The organism is Bacteroidota bacterium, assembly GCA_016699695.1.
In the GTDB taxonomy this organism is placed as follows: domain Bacteria; phylum Bacteroidota; class Bacteroidia; order Bacteroidales; family UBA10428; genus UBA10428.
This window is the reverse complement of the sequence record CP065006.1, coordinates 2,794,208-2,817,485: the sequence shown is the minus strand read 5'-3', so window position 1 is coordinate 2,817,485 and position 23,278 is coordinate 2,794,208. Positions and strand designations below refer to the sequence as shown.

Annotated in this window: 20 protein-coding genes and 5 tRNA genes; 5 read left to right on the top strand and 20 right to left on the bottom strand. The window is 41.2% G+C overall.

Going from position 1 to position 23,278, the window contains the following annotated elements; all coding sequences use genetic code 11:
* Positions 1–33 precede the first annotated feature (33 nt).
* From rpoB to fbaA, 18 genes are all read right to left on the bottom strand, one after another.
* Positions 34–3,849: a DNA-directed RNA polymerase subunit beta gene (gene rpoB, locus IPM71_11885; GenBank protein ID QQS50277.1), complete on the bottom strand. Its 3,816-nt coding sequence runs from the start codon at positions 3,847–3,849 to the stop codon at positions 34–36.
* 123 nt (positions 3,850–3,972) lie between these two features.
* A complete protein-coding gene (gene rplL, locus IPM71_11880) occupies positions 3,973–4,350 on the bottom strand; it encodes a 50S ribosomal protein L7/L12 (GenBank protein QQS50276.1) in 378 nt (125 codons plus the stop codon).
* Positions 4,351–4,376: 26 nt separating this feature from the next.
* A complete protein-coding gene (locus IPM71_11875) occupies positions 4,377–4,898 on the bottom strand; it encodes a 50S ribosomal protein L10 (protein QQS50275.1) in 522 nt (173 codons plus the stop codon).
* Positions 4,899–4,919: 21 nt separating this feature from the next.
* Positions 4,920–5,615, bottom strand: a complete 696-nt coding sequence (locus IPM71_11870; protein QQS50274.1) for a 50S ribosomal protein L1 — start codon at positions 5,613–5,615, stop codon at positions 4,920–4,922.
* Positions 5,616–5,637: 22 nt separating this feature from the next.
* The gene (gene rplK / locus IPM71_11865; protein ID QQS50273.1) at positions 5,638–6,078 is read right to left on the bottom strand and encodes a 50S ribosomal protein L11; all 441 of its coding nucleotides are present in this window, start codon (positions 6,076–6,078) and stop codon (positions 5,638–5,640) included.
* A gap of 86 nt (positions 6,079–6,164) precedes the next feature.
* Positions 6,165–6,710, bottom strand: a complete 546-nt coding sequence (gene nusG / locus IPM71_11860) for a transcription termination/antitermination factor NusG (GenBank protein QQS50272.1) — start codon at positions 6,708–6,710, stop codon at positions 6,165–6,167.
* An 18-nt stretch (positions 6,711–6,728) separates the two neighbouring features.
* Positions 6,729–6,926, bottom strand: a complete 198-nt coding sequence (gene secE / locus IPM71_11855) for a preprotein translocase subunit SecE (protein QQS50271.1) — start codon at positions 6,924–6,926, stop codon at positions 6,729–6,731.
* Between the two features lie 14 nt (positions 6,927–6,940).
* Positions 6,941–7,013, bottom strand: a tRNA-Trp gene (locus tag IPM71_11850).
* Positions 7,014–7,117: 104 nt separating this feature from the next.
* A complete protein-coding gene (gene tuf / locus IPM71_11845) occupies positions 7,118–8,305 on the bottom strand; it encodes an elongation factor Tu (GenBank protein QQS50270.1) in 1,188 nt (395 codons plus the stop codon).
* Positions 8,306–8,355: 50 nt separating this feature from the next.
* Positions 8,356–8,427 (bottom strand) — tRNA-Thr (locus IPM71_11840).
* A gap of 5 nt (positions 8,428–8,432) precedes the next feature.
* Positions 8,433–8,505 (bottom strand) — tRNA-Gly (locus IPM71_11835).
* 257 nt (positions 8,506–8,762) lie between these two features.
* Positions 8,763–8,845 (bottom strand) — tRNA-Tyr (locus IPM71_11830).
* 6 nt (positions 8,846–8,851) lie between these two features.
* Positions 8,852–8,928: transfer RNA gene (locus tag IPM71_11825), tRNA-Thr, on the bottom strand.
* Positions 8,929–9,048: 120 nt separating this feature from the next.
* Positions 9,049–9,348, bottom strand: a complete 300-nt coding sequence (gene raiA / locus IPM71_11820) for a ribosome-associated translation inhibitor RaiA (GenBank protein QQS50269.1) — start codon at positions 9,346–9,348, stop codon at positions 9,049–9,051.
* A gap of 21 nt (positions 9,349–9,369) precedes the next feature.
* Positions 9,370–10,254 (bottom strand): tyrosine-type recombinase/integrase, encoded by an 885-nt coding sequence (locus IPM71_11815; protein ID QQS50268.1) that lies wholly within the window; start codon positions 10,252–10,254, stop codon positions 9,370–9,372.
* 65 nt (positions 10,255–10,319) lie between these two features.
* Positions 10,320–10,511, bottom strand: a complete 192-nt coding sequence (locus tag IPM71_11810; GenBank protein QQS50267.1) for a 30S ribosomal protein S21 — start codon at positions 10,509–10,511, stop codon at positions 10,320–10,322.
* Positions 10,512–10,714: 203 nt separating this feature from the next.
* Complete coding sequence (locus tag IPM71_11805; protein QQS50266.1) at positions 10,715–11,593, bottom strand: helix-hairpin-helix domain-containing protein; 879 nt, start codon at positions 11,591–11,593, stop codon at positions 10,715–10,717.
* Between the two features lie 81 nt (positions 11,594–11,674).
* Positions 11,675–12,739, bottom strand: a complete 1,065-nt coding sequence (gene fbaA / locus IPM71_11800) for a class II fructose-bisphosphate aldolase (GenBank protein ID QQS50265.1) — start codon at positions 12,737–12,739, stop codon at positions 11,675–11,677.
* 31 nt (positions 12,740–12,770) lie between these two features.
* On the opposite strand from fbaA, the gene IPM71_11795 reads away from it, so the two are divergent.
* Complete coding sequence (locus IPM71_11795; GenBank protein QQS50264.1) at positions 12,771–12,956, top strand: hypothetical protein; 186 nt, start codon at positions 12,771–12,773, stop codon at positions 12,954–12,956.
* 282 nt (positions 12,957–13,238) lie between these two features.
* The gene (locus IPM71_11790) at positions 13,239–14,453 is read left to right on the top strand and encodes an IS701 family transposase (GenBank protein QQS52832.1); all 1,215 of its coding nucleotides are present in this window, start codon (positions 13,239–13,241) and stop codon (positions 14,451–14,453) included.
* A gap of 16 nt (positions 14,454–14,469) precedes the next feature.
* On the opposite strand, the gene IPM71_11785 is transcribed toward IPM71_11790, so the two are convergent.
* A complete protein-coding gene (locus IPM71_11785) occupies positions 14,470–16,638 on the bottom strand; it encodes a BamA/TamA family outer membrane protein (protein ID QQS50263.1) in 2,169 nt (722 codons plus the stop codon).
* Positions 16,639–17,018: 380 nt separating this feature from the next.
* Here IPM71_11785 and IPM71_11780 point away from each other — a divergent pair, with 380 nt between their 5' ends.
* A complete protein-coding gene (locus IPM71_11780) occupies positions 17,019–17,693 on the top strand; it encodes an RNA methyltransferase (protein ID QQS50262.1) in 675 nt (224 codons plus the stop codon).
* Here IPM71_11780 and IPM71_11775 read toward each other — a convergent pair.
* Complete coding sequence (locus IPM71_11775) at positions 17,681–18,427, bottom strand: PorT family protein (protein QQS50261.1); 747 nt, start codon at positions 18,425–18,427, stop codon at positions 17,681–17,683. The genes IPM71_11780 and IPM71_11775 overlap by 13 nt on opposite strands.
* A gap of 140 nt (positions 18,428–18,567) precedes the next feature.
* On the opposite strand from IPM71_11775, the gene IPM71_11770 reads away from it, so the two are divergent.
* Entirely contained in the window at positions 18,568–19,644 is a 1,077-nt protein-coding gene (locus IPM71_11770) for an Ldh family oxidoreductase (GenBank protein ID QQS50260.1), read from the top strand.
* Between the two features lie 183 nt (positions 19,645–19,827).
* Entirely contained in the window at positions 19,828–23,199 is a 3,372-nt protein-coding gene (locus tag IPM71_11765; GenBank protein QQS50259.1) for a T9SS type A sorting domain-containing protein, read from the top strand.
* The last annotated feature ends 79 nt before the right edge of the window (positions 23,200–23,278 follow it).

The window sequence follows — 23,278 nt, the reverse complement described above, 5'->3', positions numbered from 1 at the left end:
ATATTTCTATCGTTAAGAAAAAAATTATAACTATTAAATCAGGTTCACGCTCAGTCCAAGACCTCTTAATTCGTGAAGCAATACGTTGAGAGATTCAGGAATACCTGGTTCGGGCATCGGTTCACCTTTCACAATTGCTTCATAAGTTTTGGCACGACCATTTACATCGTCTGATTTAACTGTGAGTATCTCCTGCAGAATGTGTGCAGCTCCAAAGGCCTCAAGTGCCCATACCTCCATCTCACCAAAACGCTGACCACCAAACTGGGCTTTACCACCAAGGGGTTGCTGGGTAATGAGTGAATAGGGTCCAATCGAACGGGCATGCATCTTGTCGTCGACCATGTGGCCCAGTTTAAGCATATAAATAATACCTACAGTGGCGGGTTGGTCGAAACGATCGCCTGTACCACCATCGCAAAGGTATGTTTTACCAAAACGGGGCACCCCAGCCTTTTCGGTATATTCATTGATTTCGTCGATTGTAGCACCATCGAAAATTGGGGTAGCAAACTTGATACCCATCTCCTTGCCTGCCCAACCCAATACAGTTTCATAAATCTGACCAAGGTTCATCCTTGATGGCACACCAAGTGGGTTCAGCACTATATCAACCGGGGTACCATCTTCGAGGAAAGGCATGTCTTCCTGGCGAACAATTTTGGCAACAATACCTTTGTTACCGTGACGTCCGGCCATTTTATCGCCCACCTTAAGTTTACGTTTCTGTGCAATATACACTTTTGCTAACTGCACAATACCTGCTGGGAGTTCATCGCCAATGGTAACGTTGTATTTTTTACGCTTGTAAATGGCATCCACTTCTTTGTACTTCAGAATGAAATTGTTGATCAATTGCTTGATCATGTCATTCTTAGGCTTTTCGGTAGTCCAGCGCAAGGGATTCACATTCATGTAATCGATATCCTGCAGCACACGAAGTGAGAATTTGGCACCTTTAGGAATCACATCGATACTCAGGTAGTCTTTCACACCCTGAGATGTTTTGCCATTAGTAAGAATAAAGAGTTTATCGATCAGTTTGGCTTTAAGCTGTGCTGAGTTGCGCTCAAATTCTTCTTCGATTTTATCGAGAATAGGCTTTGTAGCCGCTTTCAGTTTTCTGTCTTTCACCGAACGCGAGAAAAGTTTCTTGTCGATGACAGTACCAAACAGCGAAGGAGAAGCCTTGAGAGAGGCATCTTTGACATCGCCGGCTTTGTCGCCGAAAATAGCGCGAAGCAGTTTTTCTTCGGGTGATGGATCCGATTCACCTTTTGGGGTAATCTTACCAATTAAAATATCCCCCGGCACAATGTTGGCACCGATGCGGATAAGACCGTTTTCGTCGAGGTTTTTAGTAGCTTCTTCACTTACGTTTGGAATATCAGAAGTAAGTTCTTCGAGTCCGCGTTTGGTATCACGTACTTCAAGCATATGCTCGTCGATATGTATAGAAGTAAACACATCTTCGCGCACAACCTTGTCAGAGATCACAATCGCATCTTCAAAGTTGTAACCTTTCCATGGCATAAAAGCCACCATGAGGTTACGTCCAAGGGCTAATTCGCCGCTTTCGGTACCATAACCTTCGGTAAGTATTTGACCTTTTACAACTTTTTGTCCTTTACGCACAATGGGCTGCAAGTTGATACAAGTACCCTGGTTTGTTTTACGGTATTTCGGTAATTTATAACGTTTCGATTCTCCTTCGAAGCTCACGAATTTCTCGTCTTCTGTAAGCTCGTAGTGAACCACAATTTCGTTACTATCTACATATTCTATTACGCCATCGCCTTCGGCAACAACCAAAAGGCGGGAATGCTGAACGACCATTTGCTCTATGCCTGTGCCCACAATCGGAGCTTCAGGTTTCATTAGCGGAACAGCCTGGCGCATCATGTTCGAGCCCATCAAGGCACGGTTTGCATCATCATGTTCCAAAAAGGGAATAAGGGAGGCAGCAATGGAGGCAATCTGGTTTGGAGCAACGTCCATGAGGTGAACCTCTTTGGGGCCCACTACCGGATAATCGGCTTCGAGACGGGTTTTTACTCGTGTACGAACAAACTTCCCATTCGAATCAAGAGGGGCATTGGCTTGAGCTATGATAACGCCTTCTTCTTCCTCTGCAGAAAGGTATTTAATTCCCTCAAAAGTAAGATCTACCACACCATCAGCTACCTTGCGGTAAGGTGTTTCAATAAATCCAAGTTCATTGATTTTAGCAAATACGCAAAGCGAGGATATAAGTCCAATGTTTGGTCCTTCCGGCGTTTCTATAGGGCAAAGGCGGCCATAGTGGGTATAATGTACGTCGCGTACCTCAAAACCAGCGCGCTCACGCGAAAGTCCACCAGGTCCGAGTGCTGAAAGACGACGTTTATGGGTCATCTCCGAGAGCGGATTGGTCTGGTCCATAAACTGCGACAGCTGGTTGGTACCAAAAAATGAATTGATAACCGATGAAAGCGTTTTCGAATTGATCAGATCAATAGGTGTAAACACCTCATTGTCGCGCACATTCATACGCTCACGAATGGTGCGGGCCATACGTGCCAAACCAACTCCAAACTGGTTGTAGAGCTGCTCGCCTACGGTGCGCACACGACGGTTACTCAAGTGATCGATATCGTCAACATCCGTTTTGGAGTTGATGAGTTCGATCAGGTATTTTATAATCTCAATGATGTCTTCTTTGGTAAGAACCTTTACATCACTTGAGGTGTTGAGTTTCAATTTTTTGTTAATCCTGTAACGTCCAACCTCGCCGAGGTCGTAGCGTTTATCGGAAAAGAAAAGCTTGTCGATCACATCGCGGGCTGTAGCCTCATCGGGTGGTTCAGAATTCCGCAATTGACGATAGATGTACAATACCGCTTCTTTCTCCGAGTTACAAGGGTCTTTCTGAAGGGTGTTGTAGATGATCTCGTGATCAATCTGATTCAGGTTTTCTTTGTGCAAAAGAATGGTTTTCGCACCGGCATCGACAATTTCGTCGACATGGTCTTTCTCAAGCACAGTTTCGCGGTCGATAATGACTTCGTTCCGTTCAATCGATACCACTTCACCGGTATCTTCGTCCACAAAGTCTTCGACCCATGTTTTTAACACGCGGGCGGCAAGCCTGCGGCCAATTAATTTTTTTAGTACTGCTTTCGATACTTTAATCTCGTCAGCCAGATCAAAAATCTCAAGAATATCTTTATCGCTTTCGTAACCAATTGAGCGCAACAGAGTAGTCACGGGCAACTTTTTCTTACGATCGATGTAGGCATACATCACGTTGTTGATATCGGTAGCAAACTCAATCCACGAACCACGGAAAGGAATAATCCGCGCCGAGTAGAGTTTTGTGCCGTTGGCGTGAAGGCTTTGACCAAAGAAAACTCCGGGAGACCGGTGCAATTGGGAGACCACTACCCTTTCGGCACCATTGATAACGAATAACCCGCGTTCAGTCATGTAAGGAATAGTTCCCAGGTACACATCCTGAATTACAGTATCGAAATCTTCGTGTTCGGGGTCGGTGCAATAAAGCTTTAACTTTGCTTTAAGAGGCACGCTGTAGGTAAGGCCACGCTCTATACACTCGTCAATGGAGTATCGTGGTGGATCGATGAAATAATCGATAAATTCCAACACAAAATTGTTGCGTGTATCGGAAATGGGGAAATTCTCGTGAAATACTTTGCATAATCCTTCATTCCCTCGGTCTTCGGGGGTTGTATCGAGTTGGAAAAACTCTTTAAAAGATTTTAACTGTATTTCAAGAAAATCGGGGTATTCGAGTTGACTTTTGAGTGAAGCGAAAGATATCCTTTCGTTTACTGAATTTTTCGCTGACATTATCTGAAGAATAAAATTTCGGAACTTAAATTACTTTAAATGACAAAAGGGCTTAATCCCGATGTCCCGAAAAACTCGGGATCGGGACTAAACCACTAAGAGCTATATGTGTATCTTAATGTCTTATTTAAGTTCAACTTCAGCTCCTGCTTCTTCTAATTGTGCTTTTAATGCGTTAGCTTCATCTTTTGTAACACCTTCTTTGATGGGTGCAGGTGCCTTGTCAACTACTTCTTTAGCCTCTTTTAAGCCAAGGCCGGTAAGTTCTTTTACCAGTTTAACAATTTGTAATTTGGCTCCACCTGGCGATTTCAGAATTACATCGAAGGATGTTTTTTCTTCCACAGCAGCAGCGCCACCGCCTGCCGCAGGTGCAGCAACAGCTACAGCAGCAGCTGCAGGTTCGATACCGTACTCTTTTTTAAGAATTTCAGCTAGTTCGTTAACTTCTTTAACAGTAAGATTTACGAGCTGTTCAGCAAAAGCTTTCAAATCTGCCATTTTCGTATTATTTTTTACTATTTAAATTATGATTCTTTTTCTTGTAAAGTTTTTACAATTCCAGCGAGTTTGTTACCACCCGACTGTAGAGCAGAAATAACATTTTTGGTGGGCGATTGAAGCAGAGCCACAATGTCACCAATAAGTTCTTCCTTAGATTTAATGCTAGCAAGAGCATCCAATTGATTGTCGCCAATATATACCGATTCTTCTACATAAGCTCCTTTGAGAATGGGTTTCTCCCATTCGCGACGCAGCTCTTTAATAAGCTTGGCAGGTATGCTGCTTTGTTGAGTCAGCAAAATTGAGGTATTCTTTTTCAGAATTGGGAACAATTCTTCATAGTTACCTTCAGTTTTCTCCAGAGCTTTCTTAAGAAGGGTATTTTTAACAACGATCAATTTAATCTCTTTCTCAAAACATTTTCTCCTTAGCCTGCTTGATTGCTCAGCATTGAGCGCCTCAATATCGGCAAGGTAAAAGTGTTTCGACTCAGATAATTGTTGAGCAAGGTTATCTATTATCTGTTGTTTTTCGTCCCGTGTCATAAAAGTCTTCGATTTTTAAAATTAATCATCTATTCTTTTTGCATCGACTCGAACACCAGGACTCATGGTACTTGAAAGAGCGATGCTCCTGATATAAGTACCTTTTGCCGATGTGGGTTTAAGTTTTACGATCGTATGAATAAATTCGCGGGCATTTTCGGCGAGCTTTTCCGGGGTAAACGATGCCTTACCAATAGTGGTATGAACAATTCCGTATTTATCAACTTTGAAATCGATTTTACCGGCTTTTACTTCTTTCACAGCCTTACCAATTTCTACGGTAACGGTTCCACTTTTGGGGTTGGGCATCAAACCACGTGGACCTAGAATACGTCCAAGTTTACCTACTTTTCCCATTACAGATGGCATGGTGATGATTACATCCACATCAGTCCATCCTTTCTCGATTTTTTCAATAAAATCATCTAAACCTACATGGTCGGCACCAGCTTCTTTAGCCTCAGATTCCTTATCTGGAGTACACAATACCAATACCCGAGTGTCTTTACCAGTACCGTGGGGAAGTGTTACTACTCCACGAACCATCTGGTTTGCTTTACGGGGGTCTACACCCAAACGGATGTCGATGTCTACCGAAGCGTCAAATTTGGTAAAGGTAACTTCCTTCACCAGCGATGCAGCTTCCATTAGATGGTATTGCTTACCAGGCTCAATTTTCTCTAATGCAATCTTTTGATTTTTAGTCAATCTAGCCATTGTTGTTCCGACGTATTAAGTTTTAAAGTGTTGGAAATTGTCCTTTGACAGTTATTCCCATACTTCTCGCAGTGCCTGCTACCATTTGCATAGCCGATTTGACAGTAAATGCATTTAAATCTGGCATTTTGTCTTCAGCAATTGCTTTCACCTGATCCCAGGTTACCGATGCTACTTTAATCCGGTTTGGTTCGGCTGAACCACTTTTGATTTTAGCAACTTCGAGTAACTGTACCGCTACCGGAGGGGTTTTTACAATAAAGTCGAATGATTTATCCGCATATACTGTAATCACCACGGGCAGCAGTTTGCCAGCTTTATCTTGGGTACGGGCGTTGAACTGTTTACAGAACTCCATAATGTTCACGCCTTTAGAACCTAAGGCTGGTCCTACCGGGGGCGAAGGATTGGCAGCACCTCCACGAATCTGTAATTTGATTAATGCAGCAACTTCTTTTGCCATTTTACAGGTATTTCCGATTTATATATATTAATTACAAGATGTCGCCCAGGAAGCATTATTGGTTGTCGCGTACATCTGTCGTGTAACTACTCTTTTTCTACTTGCATAAAGCTTAATTCCAAAGGTGTTTTTCTACCGAAAATTTTCACCATTACTTTAAGCTTTTTCTTTTCTTCGTTTATTTCTTCAATCACACCAGTGAAACTATTAAAGGGTCCATCGATTACTTTTACCGACTCACCCACATAAAAAGGTGTGTTAAGTTCTTCGTCGCTGGCAACCAGTTCGTCGACTTTACCAAGTATCCGGTTTACTTCTGAAATACGCAGAGGTGTTGGTTCTTCTTCTCCTTGTTGTCCCAGAAAACCTATTACGTTTGGGATATTTTTTAATATATGAGGTATCTCTCCCACCAGGGCAGCTTCAATAAGCACATATCCTGGAAAATAGCTTCGCTCTTTGCTAATTTTTTTTCCATTTCGGATTTGGTAAACCTTTTCGGTTGGAATAAGTACCTGCGAAATATAATCCTGCAGGTTTAACCTGGCAACTTCATTTTCGATGTACTCCTGTGCTTTTTTTTCTTTACCACCAATTGCTCTAAGCACATACCACTTTTTTTCCTGCTCCATTTTCGACTTCTCCTTTGCTTATGCGTTATAAAAAAGTCCGTAAATTCCTTCCATAAGGTTTTTGAAAGAAACATCCATCAGTGCTATAACCAAAGCAAAAATTAAAGAGGCTATCATTACAACAATTGCACTTTCCTGCAGTTCATCCCAGGAAGGCCAGCTTACTTTGTTGATCAGCTCGTTGTAAGTATCTTTTAAGTAGGCTATAAATTTCATACGTACGTTGTTTGCACGGGAGGAGCGACTCGAACGCCCGACACCTGGTTTTGGAGACCAGTGCTCTACCAACTGAGCTACACCCGTATTTTAATTCAGTATTCCCTTATTGTAGGGGAAAATGCACCTATTAATGCCAGAAAAAAGGTAAGCCCTTCAGAGCTTACCTTTTTATCTTATTTTTAATTCAATTAGGAAACAATTTCAGTTACCTGACCAGCTCCTACTGTACGTCCACCTTCGCGGATAGCGAAACGAAGACCTTTATCCATAGCTACCGGAGTAATCAACTGAACAGTGATGGTGATATTATCACCTGGCATAATCATTTCAGTACCTTCTGGTAAAGTAATCTCGCCAGTTACATCCAATGTTCTGAGGTAAAACTGCGGACGGTATTTATTGTGAAATGGAGTGTGACGTCCACCTTCTTCTTTTTTCAGAATATATACCTCGGCTTTGAATGTAGTATGTGGAGTAATTGAACCTGGTTTAGCCAGTACCATACCCCTTTTGATTTCATTTTTATCTACACCACGAAGCAGCAAACCTACGTTATCGCCAGCTTCTCCTCTATCAAGAATTTTGCGGAACATCTCAACTCCTGTACATACAGTTTTACGGGCAGCGTCTCCAAGACCAATGATGGCAAGTTCATCACCAGTGTTTACCACACCAGTTTCGATACGGCCAGTAGCCACAGTACCACGTCCGGTAATTGAGAATACGTCTTCAACTGGCATCAGGAATGGTTTTTCCCTTTCGCGTGGAGGAATCGGAATCCAGGTATCCACAGCGTTCATCAAATCCATAATTTTATCAGTCCAATTGGGATCGCCATTCAAACCACCTAAGGCAGAACCTTGAATAACTGGGGTGTTGCTACCATCGAATTCGTAGAAGTCGAGCAATTCGCGTACTTCCATTTCAACGAGTTCGAGAAGTTCTGCATCATCCACCATATCAACCTTATTCAGGAAAACTACAATTTTAGGTACGTTTACCTGACGTGCCAGAAGAATGTGCTCGCGTGTTTGTGGCATAGGACCATCCGTAGCAGCAACTACCAGGATAGCACCGTCCATTTGCGCAGCACCTGTGATCATGTTTTTTACATAATCCGCGTGACCTGGACAGTCAACGTGTGCATAGTGACGACTTTCTGTTTGATATTCAACGTGGGCAGTATTAATTGTTATACCACGTTCTTTTTCTTCTGGTGCATTATCGATAGAATCAAAGTCTCTGATTTCAGATAGACCTTTTTCTGCCAATACTTTTGTGATTGCAGCAGTTAATGTAGTTTTACCGTGGTCAACATGGCCAATTGTACCAATGTTAACGTGTGGTTTCGACCTGTCAAATTTTTCCTTAGCCATAGTTAACTATTAATTAAATATTTACTTGTAATTTACTATCTTCTATTTTGAGCCAATGATGGGAATTGAACCCATGACCTCTTCCTTACCAAGGAAACGCTCTACCCCTGAGCTACATCGGCTTTTGAGCGGGAGACGAGGCTCGAACTCGCGACCCTAACCTTGGAAGGGTTATGCTCTACCAACTGAGCTACTCCCGCTTGATATACAAGCTTTTTGATTTTTTCAAAGCAGAAATATTTTCTGCCCTGAATAAATAAAAACTGCTTTCCAATTTCTTAGCCTAAGCAACAAAAGAACCTTTTTCAATTACCAGAAATCATTTTTGTAAATGATATCCCATAATCCTTTTTGTAAACCTTTGGTTAGGAGCAAAATCTATTATGGACCAGTAATCTGTTGTTCTATTTCATAAGAATAGAGCGTAGTATAAACTACTCGCTCACACAAAAAAAAGTGGGGAGAGCAGGATTCGAACCTACGAAGTCATTCGACAGCAGATTTACAGTCTGCCCCAGTTGGCCGCTTTGGTATCTCCCCTATTTTTGGAGCCGATGGAGGGATTCGAACCCCCGACCAGCTGATTACAAATCAGCTGCTCTGGCCAACTGAGCTACATCGGCATACTTATGAAAGAACAACCGATTTCGGCAGGTAAATTACCTTTCGAAATCGGTTCGCAAATGTATAAATATTTTATTTACCGCAAAACAAATTTTACATTTTTTTTATTGCGGTTAAAATCATTGTCCCCGGCGCTTTTCCTTGAATTTTGTAAGCTGCCGTTTCAAGGAGTCAACCGCCAGATCAGTGGCTTCTTCAAAGGTTTTACTTTGTTTTTTAATAAAAAGGTCATTCCCTGGAATATCCATCCGGATTTCTACTACCTTATTGTCCATTTCCTGCGCATTCTCGATTTTTAGAAAAACTTCTGCCCCAATAATCTCATCAGAATATTGACCAAGTTTCTTTACTTTTTCCTGAACAAAAGCTTCGAGTTTGCTGGTGGGAGAAACTCTTACAGAGTTAATTTTAATGTTCATAACATTTCCTCCTTGTTTAATTTAAGCCCTAGGATGGGCCTGGTTATAAATACTCTTCAATTTTTCGTAGGTATTGTGGGTGTAAATCTCGGTAGCAGCCAGATTGGCGTGCCCTAGTAGTTCCTTCACTGCATTGAGATCGGCTCCATGATTGAGCATGTGGGTGGCAAAACTGTGACGTAATTTATGCGGATGCTTCTTGTCGGCAGTAGTTACCTGTTCGAAATATTTGCTTACTATCCGTTGCACCATTCGGGCATACACAGGTGTTGCTTTGCTTGTGAGCATCAAATAACCCTGTGGATCGCCAGGTGAAAAGGCATCGCGCACAGTTAAATAGTGCTGAAGTTCTGCTAAAAAATTGTCGCTGAGGGGAATTTGCCGCTGCTTGTTTCGTTTGCCTGTTACTTTTATTTGTTTCAGGCCAAAATCAACATCCACAATGCGAAGGTTGACCAATTCAGACAACCTCATTCCTGTATAATAAAACAGATTTAAAATTATTTTATCACGTTGTCCTTCGTAGGTACTTTCGAAAAGAACAAAATCGAATAGATTAGTTAAATCACGTTCTGTAAAGAAATCTGGCAGCGAGTGCCGAGATTTGGGGGCAATTACACCTGCCACTGGATTTTTTGTCAGATAATTTTCGCGTAGCAAAAACTTATAAAAAGCCTTAAGGGATGAAATCTTACGCTTGATGGATCGGGCACCTACCTTATTTTCAGCAAGATAATGCATCCACTTTCTGACATCCGATGAGTTTGCTGAAAGTACAGCCTCGTCTGTATCAATTTTTCGAAAAATATAAAACGAACGAATATCGTCTCTGTATGCACGCTGAGTGTGAACAGAAAAACGCTTTTCGTTCGTTATATATTCAATAAAGAGTTGAAATGCATCCATGTACAGGGATTGATTGTTGAACAGGTTGGCACCTCAATAAATTTCAGACAATCCCTGATTAAGACTTACTCGTCGTTTTGCTGCATCTTTTGAACGTAAATAGCTTTTTTAACTTCCTCGCGGCGCACTACCGAAGGTTTTTCAAAAGCCTGACGCCCACGGAGTTCTTTTACAACTCCGGTTTTTTCAAATTTTCTCTTAAATTTTTTAAGAGCTCTTTCAATGTTTTCGCCTTCTTTTACAGGTACTATAATCATTATCCGTTTGAGTTAAATGAAACGAGGCGCAAATTTATTACTATAAATCTAAAACGCAAAAAATTAAATGATAAAATCTTAATTAGTCCAAAATTTATTTGTCAAGTGCCAACTACTAACAAATTCTATGCTTGTTCTGTTTACTTTAAATATAGGATTTTTATTCTAAAAGTTTTAGTGTTTTTTCTCTTATTTTTAAAATATTACCAATTCAGATATACCCTCAATTTATCAAGCTGGCGGGAACTAAGAATGCGATTGTCGACAAGTGTCTCAGGCCTAGTTATCGGCCCATCCAATTCGCGGAATTTTACAATTCCCTTTGCCTGGTAAGTGGTGATATAGGGATGTAAATCGAGTTCTTTTTCTGTACTCTTATTCAGGTTTATTTTCCTGATTAAGCTGGTATCGATAGAGATGTATTCTTTAAGATTGCTGTAACAACTCGAATCGATGCCATATACTTCTTTTAATTGATCTTGAGCGTAAAATCCACCCAACTTATCGCGATAAAGCAAAATTCTTTCACTTAAGGTCGGTCCAATGCAGGGTATTTTTTCCAACTCAATGGAAAGCGCATTGTTGATTTCTATTTTTGAAAGTGAAGCTGTTTTTTTTGTCTGAATAGTTTCAGGAGCAGGATATACCAGGTAATTACGTGCTAAAACCACAAAACTAGAATCAACGCCATATATCTTCATCAAATCGGCTTCCGATTCAAACCTCCCTCCCCTTTTTCTGTATTTCTCAACATTTCTTGCAGAAAATTCAGAAAAACCTAATTGAGTAAGCTCTGCCTGCGTGGCACTATTCGGATCAAGTTTGCCTTTAAATTGAATGTTAGGGGCTGTTGATTCTTTTGTCCACTCGTTCTTTTTCTGTGCAATACCTGAGGGGACCTCTTGCTCAGAATCAGGTTTGATTTGTTCGATTGTAATGACCATCGGCTCCTCCTCTGCCGTCTGAAAAACTGGCCAAAATATTTTGAGCAATACACTCAGAAATATCAGGATTATGAGCACCACCATACCCCGTTGCTCTTGCGGAGTAAATTCGAAATAGGGTTTTATTTTACCGAGCATTGTCATGGGCTCAAGTTAATAAAAAAACAAAAAGAGGTGGGTAAAATACCCACCTCGTAATTATTTCGGAGATCTTGTTTACTAGTTTCCGCAATTCAAGTCTTCATAGGCTTCTTTCAGCCTGGCAATCATCGCTTCTTCAGCTTTCCTGAGCCAAACGCGCGGATCGTACTTTTTCTTGTTCGGTTTGTCTTCACCTTCCGGATTACCAATTTGACCTTGCAGGTAACCACGGTTGGCTGCTTCATATTTACGAATACCATCCCAGAAAGCCCATTGCGTATCGGTATCGATGTTCATTTTAATTACTCCGTACGAAATGGCTTCGCGAATTTCCTCACGCGATGATCCCGAGCCACCATGGAATACAAAGTAAACGGGTTGTGGTCCTGTTTTATATTTATCCTGAATGTATTTCTGGCTGTTGTCGAGAATCTTAGGAGTCAATTTCACATTTCCTGGTTTGTATACGCCATGCACGTTGCCAAAAGAAGCAGCAATGGTAAAGCGATGACTAACTTTCGAAAGCTCCTCGTAAGCATAAGCTACTTCGCTGGGTTGTGTATAGAGAAGTGCATTGTCGACATCGGAGTTATCTACGCCATCTTCTTCGCCACCGGTAACGCCTAATTCAATTTCCAGAGTCATCTTCATTTTGCTCATGCGCTCGAGGTATTTTTTACATATCTCGATGTTTTCTTTGAGTGGCTCCTCAGAAAGATCTAACATATGCGAGCTGAAAAGCGGTTTTCCGTTGGCTTTGAAGAATTTCTCGCCTGCATCGAGCAAACCGTCGATCCAAGGAAGAAGACTTTTTGCGGCATGGTCGGTATGAAGTATAACGCGCACACCATAGAGCTCGGCCAATTTATGCACACCTTCGGCACCAATTACAGCACCCACAATGGCAGATGCCTGGTTGGCTGAAGGAGCTCCTTTTCCGGCATTAAAAACTGCACCGCCGTTTGAAAACTGAATAATGATGGGGTAATTCTGATTTTTGGCTGCTTCGAGCACAGCATTAATCGAGTTCGATCCCACCACATTCACTGCGGGAATTGCAAACTGGTTCTTTTTAGCGATATCAAACAGCAACTGAAGATCATCTCCGGTTACAACACCTGGTTTAATTTGATCGAAATTCATTCTATAAAGTTTAAGTTAATCAATCTGAAACATGGTATTTACTCCTGCATTTTATAGTTCAAGGTTGAAAGGACAAATGCAAAATTGTTTTGAAAACAAAGTGCAAAAAAACAAAAAAAATAGTTCAGCGCCTAATGAACCAAACAGAAAAGTGAATTTTTCAGTAGAAATCGTTCCGAAAAAAAATGATTGGCAGGAAACCAACCCAACACTTTAATTAAGATATACTTTAGTTCTACTTTAACAGATTAAACAAAACCCTTGTAAACATTGATATTTCAAGGAAATTCAGTATCTTCAATGCACAGAAAAACAGGCTTATCGTTCCGAAAAATGTTTAATACAACGTAAAAATAATAATCGATATGGAAAAACACTGACCTCTGTAATAGAGCGAGTTAGTGTTCACCTTAATGATTATCAGCATGTATTTTGTAATTCAACAAAGAAGTTCTTTGACAAAGCACAGCAATATTCATTAGGAATAATACAAAGTCAGATGCGCAATATTGAAAGAATAAGCGAAGATTTGGGAGCTAACTACCATCAAATGCAGCACTTTATAACTGAGTCTAACTGGGATCATCGAGTTTTGATAAATCAAGTAGCCCAGGAAGTAAGCCAGGTTTTACCCAAAAGAAAACTTACAGGATTGATTATTGATGAAAGTGGTTGGGTAAAAAAAGGCGACCATAGCGTAGGCGTTGGACATCAATATTGTGGGAATGTAGGGAAACTATCAAATAGTCAGGTTGCGGTATTTGCTTGTTTAAGTAATGGGGATTTTGCATCAATGGTTGATGCCCGACTATACCTTCCCAAGGCTTGGTGTGACGACAAGACAAGATGCGAAAAAGCAGGCGTTCCTGTAAAGCACCGAACATTTAAAACTAAGCTCGAACTGGCATTAGAAATTATTCGCCAGCAAGTAACCAATGGCATCATCTTCGATTTTATTGGAGGCGATGGTTATTATGGTAACGATGTGGATTTTGCCAGCAGCATAGATTTGCTTGGTTATCTGTACATGCTGGATATCCATAAAGACCAAAAAATATATTTGGAACGTCCTGACTTGGCTATTCCCGAGCGAAAAAGCAATAAGGGTCGTGAACCCAAGAAATTAAAAGCAACTACAGACGAATTAAGTGTATCAAAATATTTACAGACTTTAAATGACGAAAATTGGCAGCGTATTAGTGTTCGTAATACAGCCAAAGGAGTTCTTGTAGCTGACTATCATTTTATAAAGCTTTGGATAATCAATAACAGTAAAATGCAAGTAGAGCAAAGGTTACTGGTTATCCGTAAAACGAAAACCAAAGAAGGCAAGGACGAAATAAAATATTCTTTTACCAATGCTAATCTTGAACAATACACTAAGAAAGCTATAGCCTATATGCAAGCACAACGGTACTTTGTAGAACATTGCATAAAAGAATCAAAACAGATACTCGGGCTAGACCAGTTTCAGACACGAAAATGGCTTGCATGGCAACACCAGGTTGCATTAAACTTTTTGGTCTCGTCATTTATTTTAAAAGAAAAATTGCATTGCTTTGATGATTTACCTTTACTATCGGCTCGTGATATTAAAGAATTTATCACTTTTAAACTTTATAAACAGATGACCGAAGAACAAATGATTGATAGAATTTATGACCGGCATTTAAAACGACAGCGTGATATAAATTACTCATATTCAAAATTGTAAATCTGTTAAAGTAGAATTAGAAGGGATAACCAATTCCAAACTGAAAGGTGCTTTGCCAGAAATTTCTTTCAGGATTGCGGATCACCCATCGCGTGCCGGATGTAATGGATGGATCGTACATTTTAAAACCAATATCGACCCGAAGTAATACAAAAGAAAAATCAAAACGGGTTCCGAAACCAACTCCCAGTGCAATATCTTTATAAAAAGTATCAAGATGAAATCCAGATCCTGGATATTCCGGAATATCAGTGAGCAACCAGATATTTCCAGCATCGGCAAATAAGGCTCCCTCCAGCTTCCAGAACAACTTAAAACGATACTCAATGTTTCCTTCTAATTTAATGTCGCCCAGAGGTTCAGGTTTTTCTTCACCCGACTGATTTTTACCTCCATAACCAAAATAAGGACCTGGCCCCAGTGTGCGCTCGCCCCATGCACGGATACCATAGGGCCCACCTGCCCAATACATTTTTTCGAAAGGCATAGCATCAGAGTTGCCATACGGTAGACCGATTCCTGCAAAAATTCGATATACCACGCGGTTACGGGGTGTAATAATGTTGTAATTTCTGAAATCGATGTCTGTTTTGATATATTGAAAATAACCCACACCAAAAAATAAGGAGTCGCTACTCCAGTTTCCTAACTGGTTTGCCACATTCAACAAGAGGCCGGCCGATTCTATATTGTAACGCAGGTATACAAAACTATTGCCTCGTTTTAACTGCTGATTGTTAAATTCGAAACTGTAATTAATACCCAATATGGTGTGGTTAATGAAGCTGTTCTCTAACCTTGTATTACCGTAAACCGAGTCGATGTATTCCTGATTAATCCGGGGTAACTTCACCAGATAAAAATCGAAGGGCTTAAGCACATGCCGGTTGTACACATTGCCTTTCCAGTTGTAACCAAAAGAAGCATTCACGATGGTACGAATGTAGTTTGGCTGATTCTGATAATTGTAAGATGACTGTAATTGTGTGCGTGGTTTATATTTACGTTCGAAGTCTTCGGCATTAAAAGGTAGCAGAAACCGGGGTGTTTCGAACAAACCTGCCAGACCTATTTCGCGCATGGGTTCTGTTACATTCTGCCGGTTTTCAAGCGACTCCACAGAGCCTGTAGTACGTATCTGAAGATGCTCGCCATTTCTGAACAGATTGTAATTATTATAGGTAATACCTCCACTAATGCCGAAGTCGTAAGATGAATTGGTTACGTTAAACTCGAGGGCATACGACTGTTTTTTTCGCATATCGAGGTCGATGCGACAATCTAACAGGCCATATTGCCCTCTCGAATCGGATTCTTTCATACTCACATTCATGTATCGAAACAAACCCAAAGCAGTGAGATCGTTGTAGGTGCGTTCTACATTTTTCAGGCTATAAATACTGCCCGGTAAAATGTTATTGGCTGCCACAAGGGTTGGTGCCCTGAGCACAGGTCGGTTAAAATATACAATCTGATGCTGCTGATAAAACAGTGTATCGCTGCTAATTGCCTTCTCGGCCAATGAATAAGAGGGGTAAATTTCAACCGAGTTTACTTTAAATTGTCTGTGCTTTCTTACCTTGCTTACCGGATCGAAAGGACTGTCAATATCTTGCTTCACCACAAGCATTACAGAAACTTCATTGGGATTGGACAAAGGTTTAACTTCGTAATAAACATGTTCGCGTGTAAACCGATAATAGCCAAGGTTCTTCATTTGGGTCTCTATCCTAAGCCTTTCCTGCATCATCATAATCTTATCAAAGGGTTCATTCAACCTGATAAGTGAATTAAGAGTATCAGATAAAAAATGCTTTGCAACAGAGGTATCTTCGAGACGATATTGTAGCGATTTTATAAGTGTGGGCTCACCAGGATCAATTCGGTATACTGCCTTTACCTTCTTTTTTCGGCTTTTCATTTCACTTTCCACTTCTACCTGGCTATAACCTTTGTCGCTCAGGTAACTGGCAAAGTTTTTCCGCGTACTTGCTACCAAGGCTGAGTCGTATAATACCGGAGGCTCACCGATTTTTCTTAACCATGCATGAGGCCAGGTTTCCTTCCCGGGCTTGGCTATACTGTATAAGTAAAGGTGGAACCTTACACCCAGCACTGTTTTATTGGGCAACATGCGCTCGTATTTTCGCAAGGTAGTTTGATCCGTTACTTCTTTGTCTATCAAAACTTTACTCCGAATAAAGAGTTGCTCATCCTCTGCCAAACGACGGGTTGGTGCACAAGAAAAACAAATGAATAAACAGCAAAGGATGGCCGCCTGAGTGAAGGATGATTTTATATTTCTTCGGAAGGTGTTCAACAATATGGTATATTTGAATTTTTACGGAAGAAGTGTATGCCATTGAACCCTTCTGCCAGATTTTTCAGGTGAGCTCAAAAATAATACAGTGGCTTTGATTTATTGCTTTAAGAATGAAAAATAATTGAAGTTAACCTATTGCGATAATGCTGTCGACAAATAAAATAAAATTATATCGCTCTTTGCAGGAAAAAAAGTACCGCGATTTGGAGGGCCTATATATTGCGGAAGGAGCAAAAATGGTTTTGGAAGCAATCAAAAACAATTCGCAACAAATTTCTGCCATAATTTGCACCGATGCACAAGCAGAAAAGTATTCCTCTCTTTTGCCCGACAAAACATTTATAACCGACTATTCCAACCTCAAAAAAATATCGAGCCTTAAAACCCCACAGGAAGTGCTGGCTGTTTTAAATAAACCTGTGCATCCTGTAATGAATTTTAAAGGTATTGACACTTTGGTGCTTGCGCTTGAAGATATCAGAGATCCCGGAAACATGGGCACCATAATAAGATTGGCCGATTGGTTTGGTGTTAAGGACATCATTTGTTCCCAGCAATGTGTAGATTGTTTTAACCCAAAAAGTGTGCAGGCCACCATGGGCAGCATTTTTAGGGTGAGGATACATTATCTTGATTTGCCCTTGTATTTGAACCAACTGGACAGTAAAGTCGCCAAAATTTATGGAACTGCATTGGACGGCGAAAACATCTACACTCAAAAGCTTCAACAAGCTTCCATTGTAATAATGGGAAACGAATCAACTGGCCTTTCTGAGGATATCAGGAAAAAACTAAACGCACGTCTTTTAATTCCTCATGCCTCGACCAATAGCGATTTTAGCGAATCGTTAAATGTGTCGGTTGCTACTGCGCTGGTTTTAGGAGAATTTCGTCGACAGCAATTTTATTCGAAGTGAAAGGAAATTGTAAAAATATGCGACTTTAATTCGCTGAGCATATCGGTATAAACAGCATTTTCTTTCGGAGGAACTCCTGAAGGATTCGTACTTCTGAACAAGTTCGTCATGCCAACAGAGTATTTTAGTTCAAGCCCAAATTTGAAATAAGTAAGGTAAAAATCGAAACCAGTTCCTACTTCGAGGTAAAAATCCATGGGTTTTACCATAAAAAGCTGCTCTTTATAATCGTACTCTTTTTTAACTGCAAGGTCGTAGCGCAAATTGCCTCCGCCAATAAAATAGGGGCGGAAATTATTCATCCTTTTGGCTTTATACTTAAAAAGCAAAGGCAATTCAATAAAAGAAGATTCCATGCGGTAAGGCAAACCACCATACATCATACTATCTTCACGCCCATCGGGAGTATTGACTCCTAGCTTATAAAAATAAAAATTTCTTTCGCCAAAAGATATGCCGGGCAATGCACGGAAATCCCAATTTTCGGCCAGCCTAAGGTTGGATATAGCCTGAATGTTGATGCCTGGCTGCACACTTTTTATGCCTGCATAATAAGGCCCCGATAAAGCTTCGGGTGACTGATAAACCGAAAAATCCATAAAATTCAACCCCAGCGAAAAACCAAAATGTATGAGTTTATCGTCGTGAGTCGGATCGTTCTTCACACGCGGCTTTTGAGCTGAAAGCTCTGAAAGGCTCATCAAAAAGAAGAGAAAGAAAATAAAATTCTTCACGTCGAATAGGTTTTAGCTTAAAAACGCAATGTCCTCAAAAATAGTATTTTTTAGCGTACCGAAAAGACACATGACAGGATATACTAAACATATTGTTATTTTTGGTCGGCAAAAAAACAAACGATCCTAAACTTTAACTTATGTATACTTACGATTACCTGCTGAATTTTACTGCCGAAGTTTTTAAAAAAATGGGCTGCAGTGCCGACGATTCCATGAAAACAGCTAAAGTATTCATGGCAGCTGAGATGCGAGGTCTGCCCTCACACGGTATGATTCGCATCAAAGACTATTACGAATTATGGAAAGCCAACCGAATCAACATCCGGCCGAATATTCGTATAGTACACGAAACACCCAGCACAGCAGTGGTCGATGGAGATGGCGCTGTGGGCATGATAGCAGCCACCCGTTCTATGGAAATTGCCATGGAAAAAGCTGAAAAAGCAGGTACTGGCTGGGTTTCTACCCGGGGCTCTAACCACTATGGAATAGCTGGTTATTATGCCATGATGGCTCTCGAAAAAGACATGATTGGTATGTCGATGACCAATGCCAACCCACTGGTAGCCCCTGCCGGTTCAGTCAGCAAAATGATGGGTACCAACCCAATTGCCGTAGCAGTGCCTGCAGGCAGGTATCCTGCTTATGTAGCCGATTTTGCAACTACTCCAATTGCCCGTGGAAAACTTGCCGTGGCCGAGAAAAAGGGCGAAAAAGTATCGTTTGGCTATGTGCAGGATAAAGATGGAATGCCGAGCAACGACCCCACCATCTTAAAATCAGGCGGGTCGATGGTAACCCTGGGTGGCGACCTCGAACATGGAAGCCATAAAGGCTATTGCATGAGTACCATTGTCGATATTTTTTCATGCGTCTTCTCGGGTGCTAATTTTGGCCCTTTTTGTCCACCTTCTGTGGCCTATCTGCCGGTTCTCGATGAGAAGGTGGGCGAAGGCACCGGCCATTTCTTCGGTGCCATGCGCATCGATGCCTGGCAACCTAAACAAACTTTTTTAAACCAAATGGACAAATGGATTGAAACCTATAAAAGTGCCAAACCTGCGACAGGTGTTGATCGGGTGCGCATTCCGGGTGAACCCGAACGGGAAAAAGAAGAAAAGATTATGAAAGATGGCATCCCGATTATCCCTGCTATAGCTGCTGACCTTAAAGAAATTGCACTGGCACTAAAGATTGAATTCGATCTTAAATAAGCATTTTTTGTCCAAACTAATAAAGTCCTCGTCATAGATTTGCCGGGGACTTTTTTATTTCTATCAATTTTAAACCAACTTTCTTCAAAAAGCTATTGGTAATGGCAAAAAACATTTTTAACTTTCTGAAAATGCAGAAAAGTTGAATCATCTCTTTTAATCCATTAACAAAAATTATATCCTATGAAAAAAATCTACTTTTGTTCGGTATTCCTCATTATCATGCTATTAGGAGTACTTAACCCGAAAATCTATGCCCAGAATCTGGTGCCTGTTGATGTGTATCAGCAAGATTCTACTGTTTTTGCGGAAGATTTTGAAACCGGTGGTGCCGGATGGACGCTTACCGGAGAATTTGAAATTGGTACACCCACTTATGGCTGGGGCCCAATTCAGGGAAACAATTCGGCTGTAACCGACCTTGACAGTTACATCGATTGGGCAAGCAGTTACCTTTACTCACCTTTCTTTACCCTGCCTGCCGATGTGCAAGACATCAACCTGTCGTTTATCGAAAATTATTATTTTTATGGAGCCGACCTCTATATTTACATCGACAACGGATCGGGGTGGAATACACTCTCCTACCGTTCTCTTTATTACTGGCAAAGTATCTATAACAACAACCTGAATTTTGACCTATCTGCCTATGCCGGCCAATCTGTCAGGATAATTATTTATGTGTCTAGTTACAACCCTGGCCCGTATGGTGTTTATGGCTATTATGCCGATGTGTTTGAAGTCACCTGCAAGGCACCAATTGCCGAACCTGCCCCTACTGCAGTATTGCTCGATCCGGAAGGCAATTATGTACCCTCTGGTCAGGTAGTAACTGATTATTACTCCACTATAGAACCAGTAATCTACAATACTACCCTTGCCAATTTTGGGGTGGACACACTGTTGGTTATTGATTCAATTGTATCTGAATTTGGTTTTGTTACTGCTAGTTTCCTTGAAGATAGCATCCCTTATGCCTTCGGAACTCCTGTAACAGTAACTGTATTACCTACAGCAGTTGGTTTGTTCAGCGATACATTAAGGGTATTTAGTAACGACCCCAATTCGCCGTGGTACGTAGTCTTTAACGGAAGTGCAGCACCTGCAGCATTGGAACCTATGCCTGAGCTTTCTTACATGGGTGCCATTCAAAACCCCGACAACTTCTTTAACCCGTTAGTGGTGATTGATACATCATTGATACCCGAAACATCTACCAACGTATACTTCGACCTGCACCTCACTAATAAGGGCGCATCGCCACTCGATATTAACAATTACTATTTTAAATATGGTGGTGGACAGGCCTTTTGGATTGACAGCTGGTCTGACGATTTTATAGAATACGGCGATACCGCCATAATCACCATAGGGTTTGAAGCACAGCGCAGCCGTCAACAGGTATTTGCCCTGACCTACGAGTTTGAAACCCGCGATAACGACCTTGCACGCTGGTCGCATTGGTTTGCTGCCAACAGCAGTTTCGATGGCACCTACCTCGAAATCGATGGCCCCTGGTACTCTGCCGGTCCCGACAGCCTGGTGGTAGATTTTGGAACCGTAACCGTTGGTTCATCGGACTATCAGAACTACATCTGGCTCAAAAACCTGGGCAGTGTTCCACTAAACATTACTATGGAAATTGTTGGAAGTGACTTTAGCTTCATGGGAGAAAACCCCATCAACCTGAATCCCGGACAAGGCAACTATGAAGGGGAAGAAGGCATCCTCTTTACCCCTTCCGATTCTACCGGAATTATACAAGGCTTGCTGATCTTCCACCACAACGATACCACTACCGGCCAGATAGATACTGTTTACCTGCGTGGTAAAGGATATATTCCTGAGATACTTCAACCTGCCAGTTTTGTGATCTATTACGAAGGAACTGAAATTAACAGGGAAGATTATCTGAATATTGATCTTGGAACTGCCATAATTTATAACGAAACTAAAGAAGTTTCATTCAGCATCGTCAACACAGGAGAATCCGGAGGATATATCGACTGGAATTACCTGGGTAGTTATTTCTATTGGATCGACGAAAACGGATCAACCTGGAATTCGAGAAATAACATCTTCATTCCTGCCGGTGATACACTGAATTTCGGCATCATGTTCGATCCAGATTATGGCTATGTTTTCCAATATTCTACATCGATTTACCTCGAAGATGAATACAACTATTTAAACTTCCAGGTCAATGGTTTGGGTATCGAACGCCATGCCTTTAACCTGCGCGACAATTATGGATATGATGTAGATGAATACGATACTTATTATACCTACACATACGATGGCTACCTGGAAACCAGATTTTACACCTATACCAACCTGCACGAAAGCGCGGTTACACTCGATTCAGTAACCATGAGCGACAATGATCCCACCACTATGCTTCATGCAACAGGTCTGCCAGTTACCCTTGAACCCGGTGAGTCTTTTGAATACAATGTTACGTTTGACCCCAGTATACCTGATGGTCTACACGAAGCTACCATCAGGGTGTATAGCACTAACCTCATCGAACCGATTTATGTGTATTACCTCGAAAATATTGCGAATGGACAAGGTAATTTCGAGCTAGAGTTGCTAAATGAGGAAGATGAACTGGCCTTTTACGGCGATGAAATCGATTTCTGGACTGTTTCCTCTATTGATGGAACAAAAACTGCCAACATGCGCCTCTACTCAACCAATGGTTACAATGTTGAAATTGATTCGCTGCAGATCGAAGAACAGCCTACCTTCTTCAACATAGATGGAATTACCAATAATCTCGTTATACCTGCCGGTGATTCAGTTGATTTCGATGTAACATACGAGCCAAGGGGAAGCGAAGGAAATGAATACAACAATATATACCTGTTCTACTCCTACTCCGACTATCCTAATTTGTATGCAGAGTATTTTGACTTATACCTCGAAGGTGAGGCTGAACCTGATTATCCTCAGGCTGCTGTCTTGTCAGTTGTTGCCGGCAGCACCATCATCCCGAACGATGGAACCATTAGCTTTGGATCTGCACCAGCCAACGGTGGAGTGAAGAATCTTATAGTAAGTCTTAAAAACTCTGGTGTAGATTTAATTATGGTAGACACCATTACCTTTAGCAATCCTGCTTTCAGCATGATGGAATGGGAAGATATGTACAGCAATTTCTACGTATGGTATGAATATACCTCCGATCTTTTACTGTACTTCAACCCTGACGAAGCCGTGATTACGGATGGTACAATGACCATTGAGTCTAACGATCCAACTCATCCGACGTATGTTGTGAACCTTACTGGTACAGGTACAACCGGCATTGGAGAAGCCGAAATAGGCGCAACTGGTGTGTTCCCGAACCCTGCAACAGAGATAGTACGCATACTTACAGGAACCGATATGCTTTCGAAAGTATTGATCTATAATGCTGCAGGAGCAATTGTTTACAACGAAATGGTTGAGAATAACCAGTCAATTGACATTTCGGCATTCGAAAGCGGAATATATGTAGTAAACATTCAGAACGAACAAGGTAACTCAGTGTTAAAACTGATAAAACAATAAGACAACGGTAAGGTGGCAGTCAGACTGCCACTTTACCTTTTGGTTTATCATTTTTTTCGTTCAAAGAATAACAAAAAAT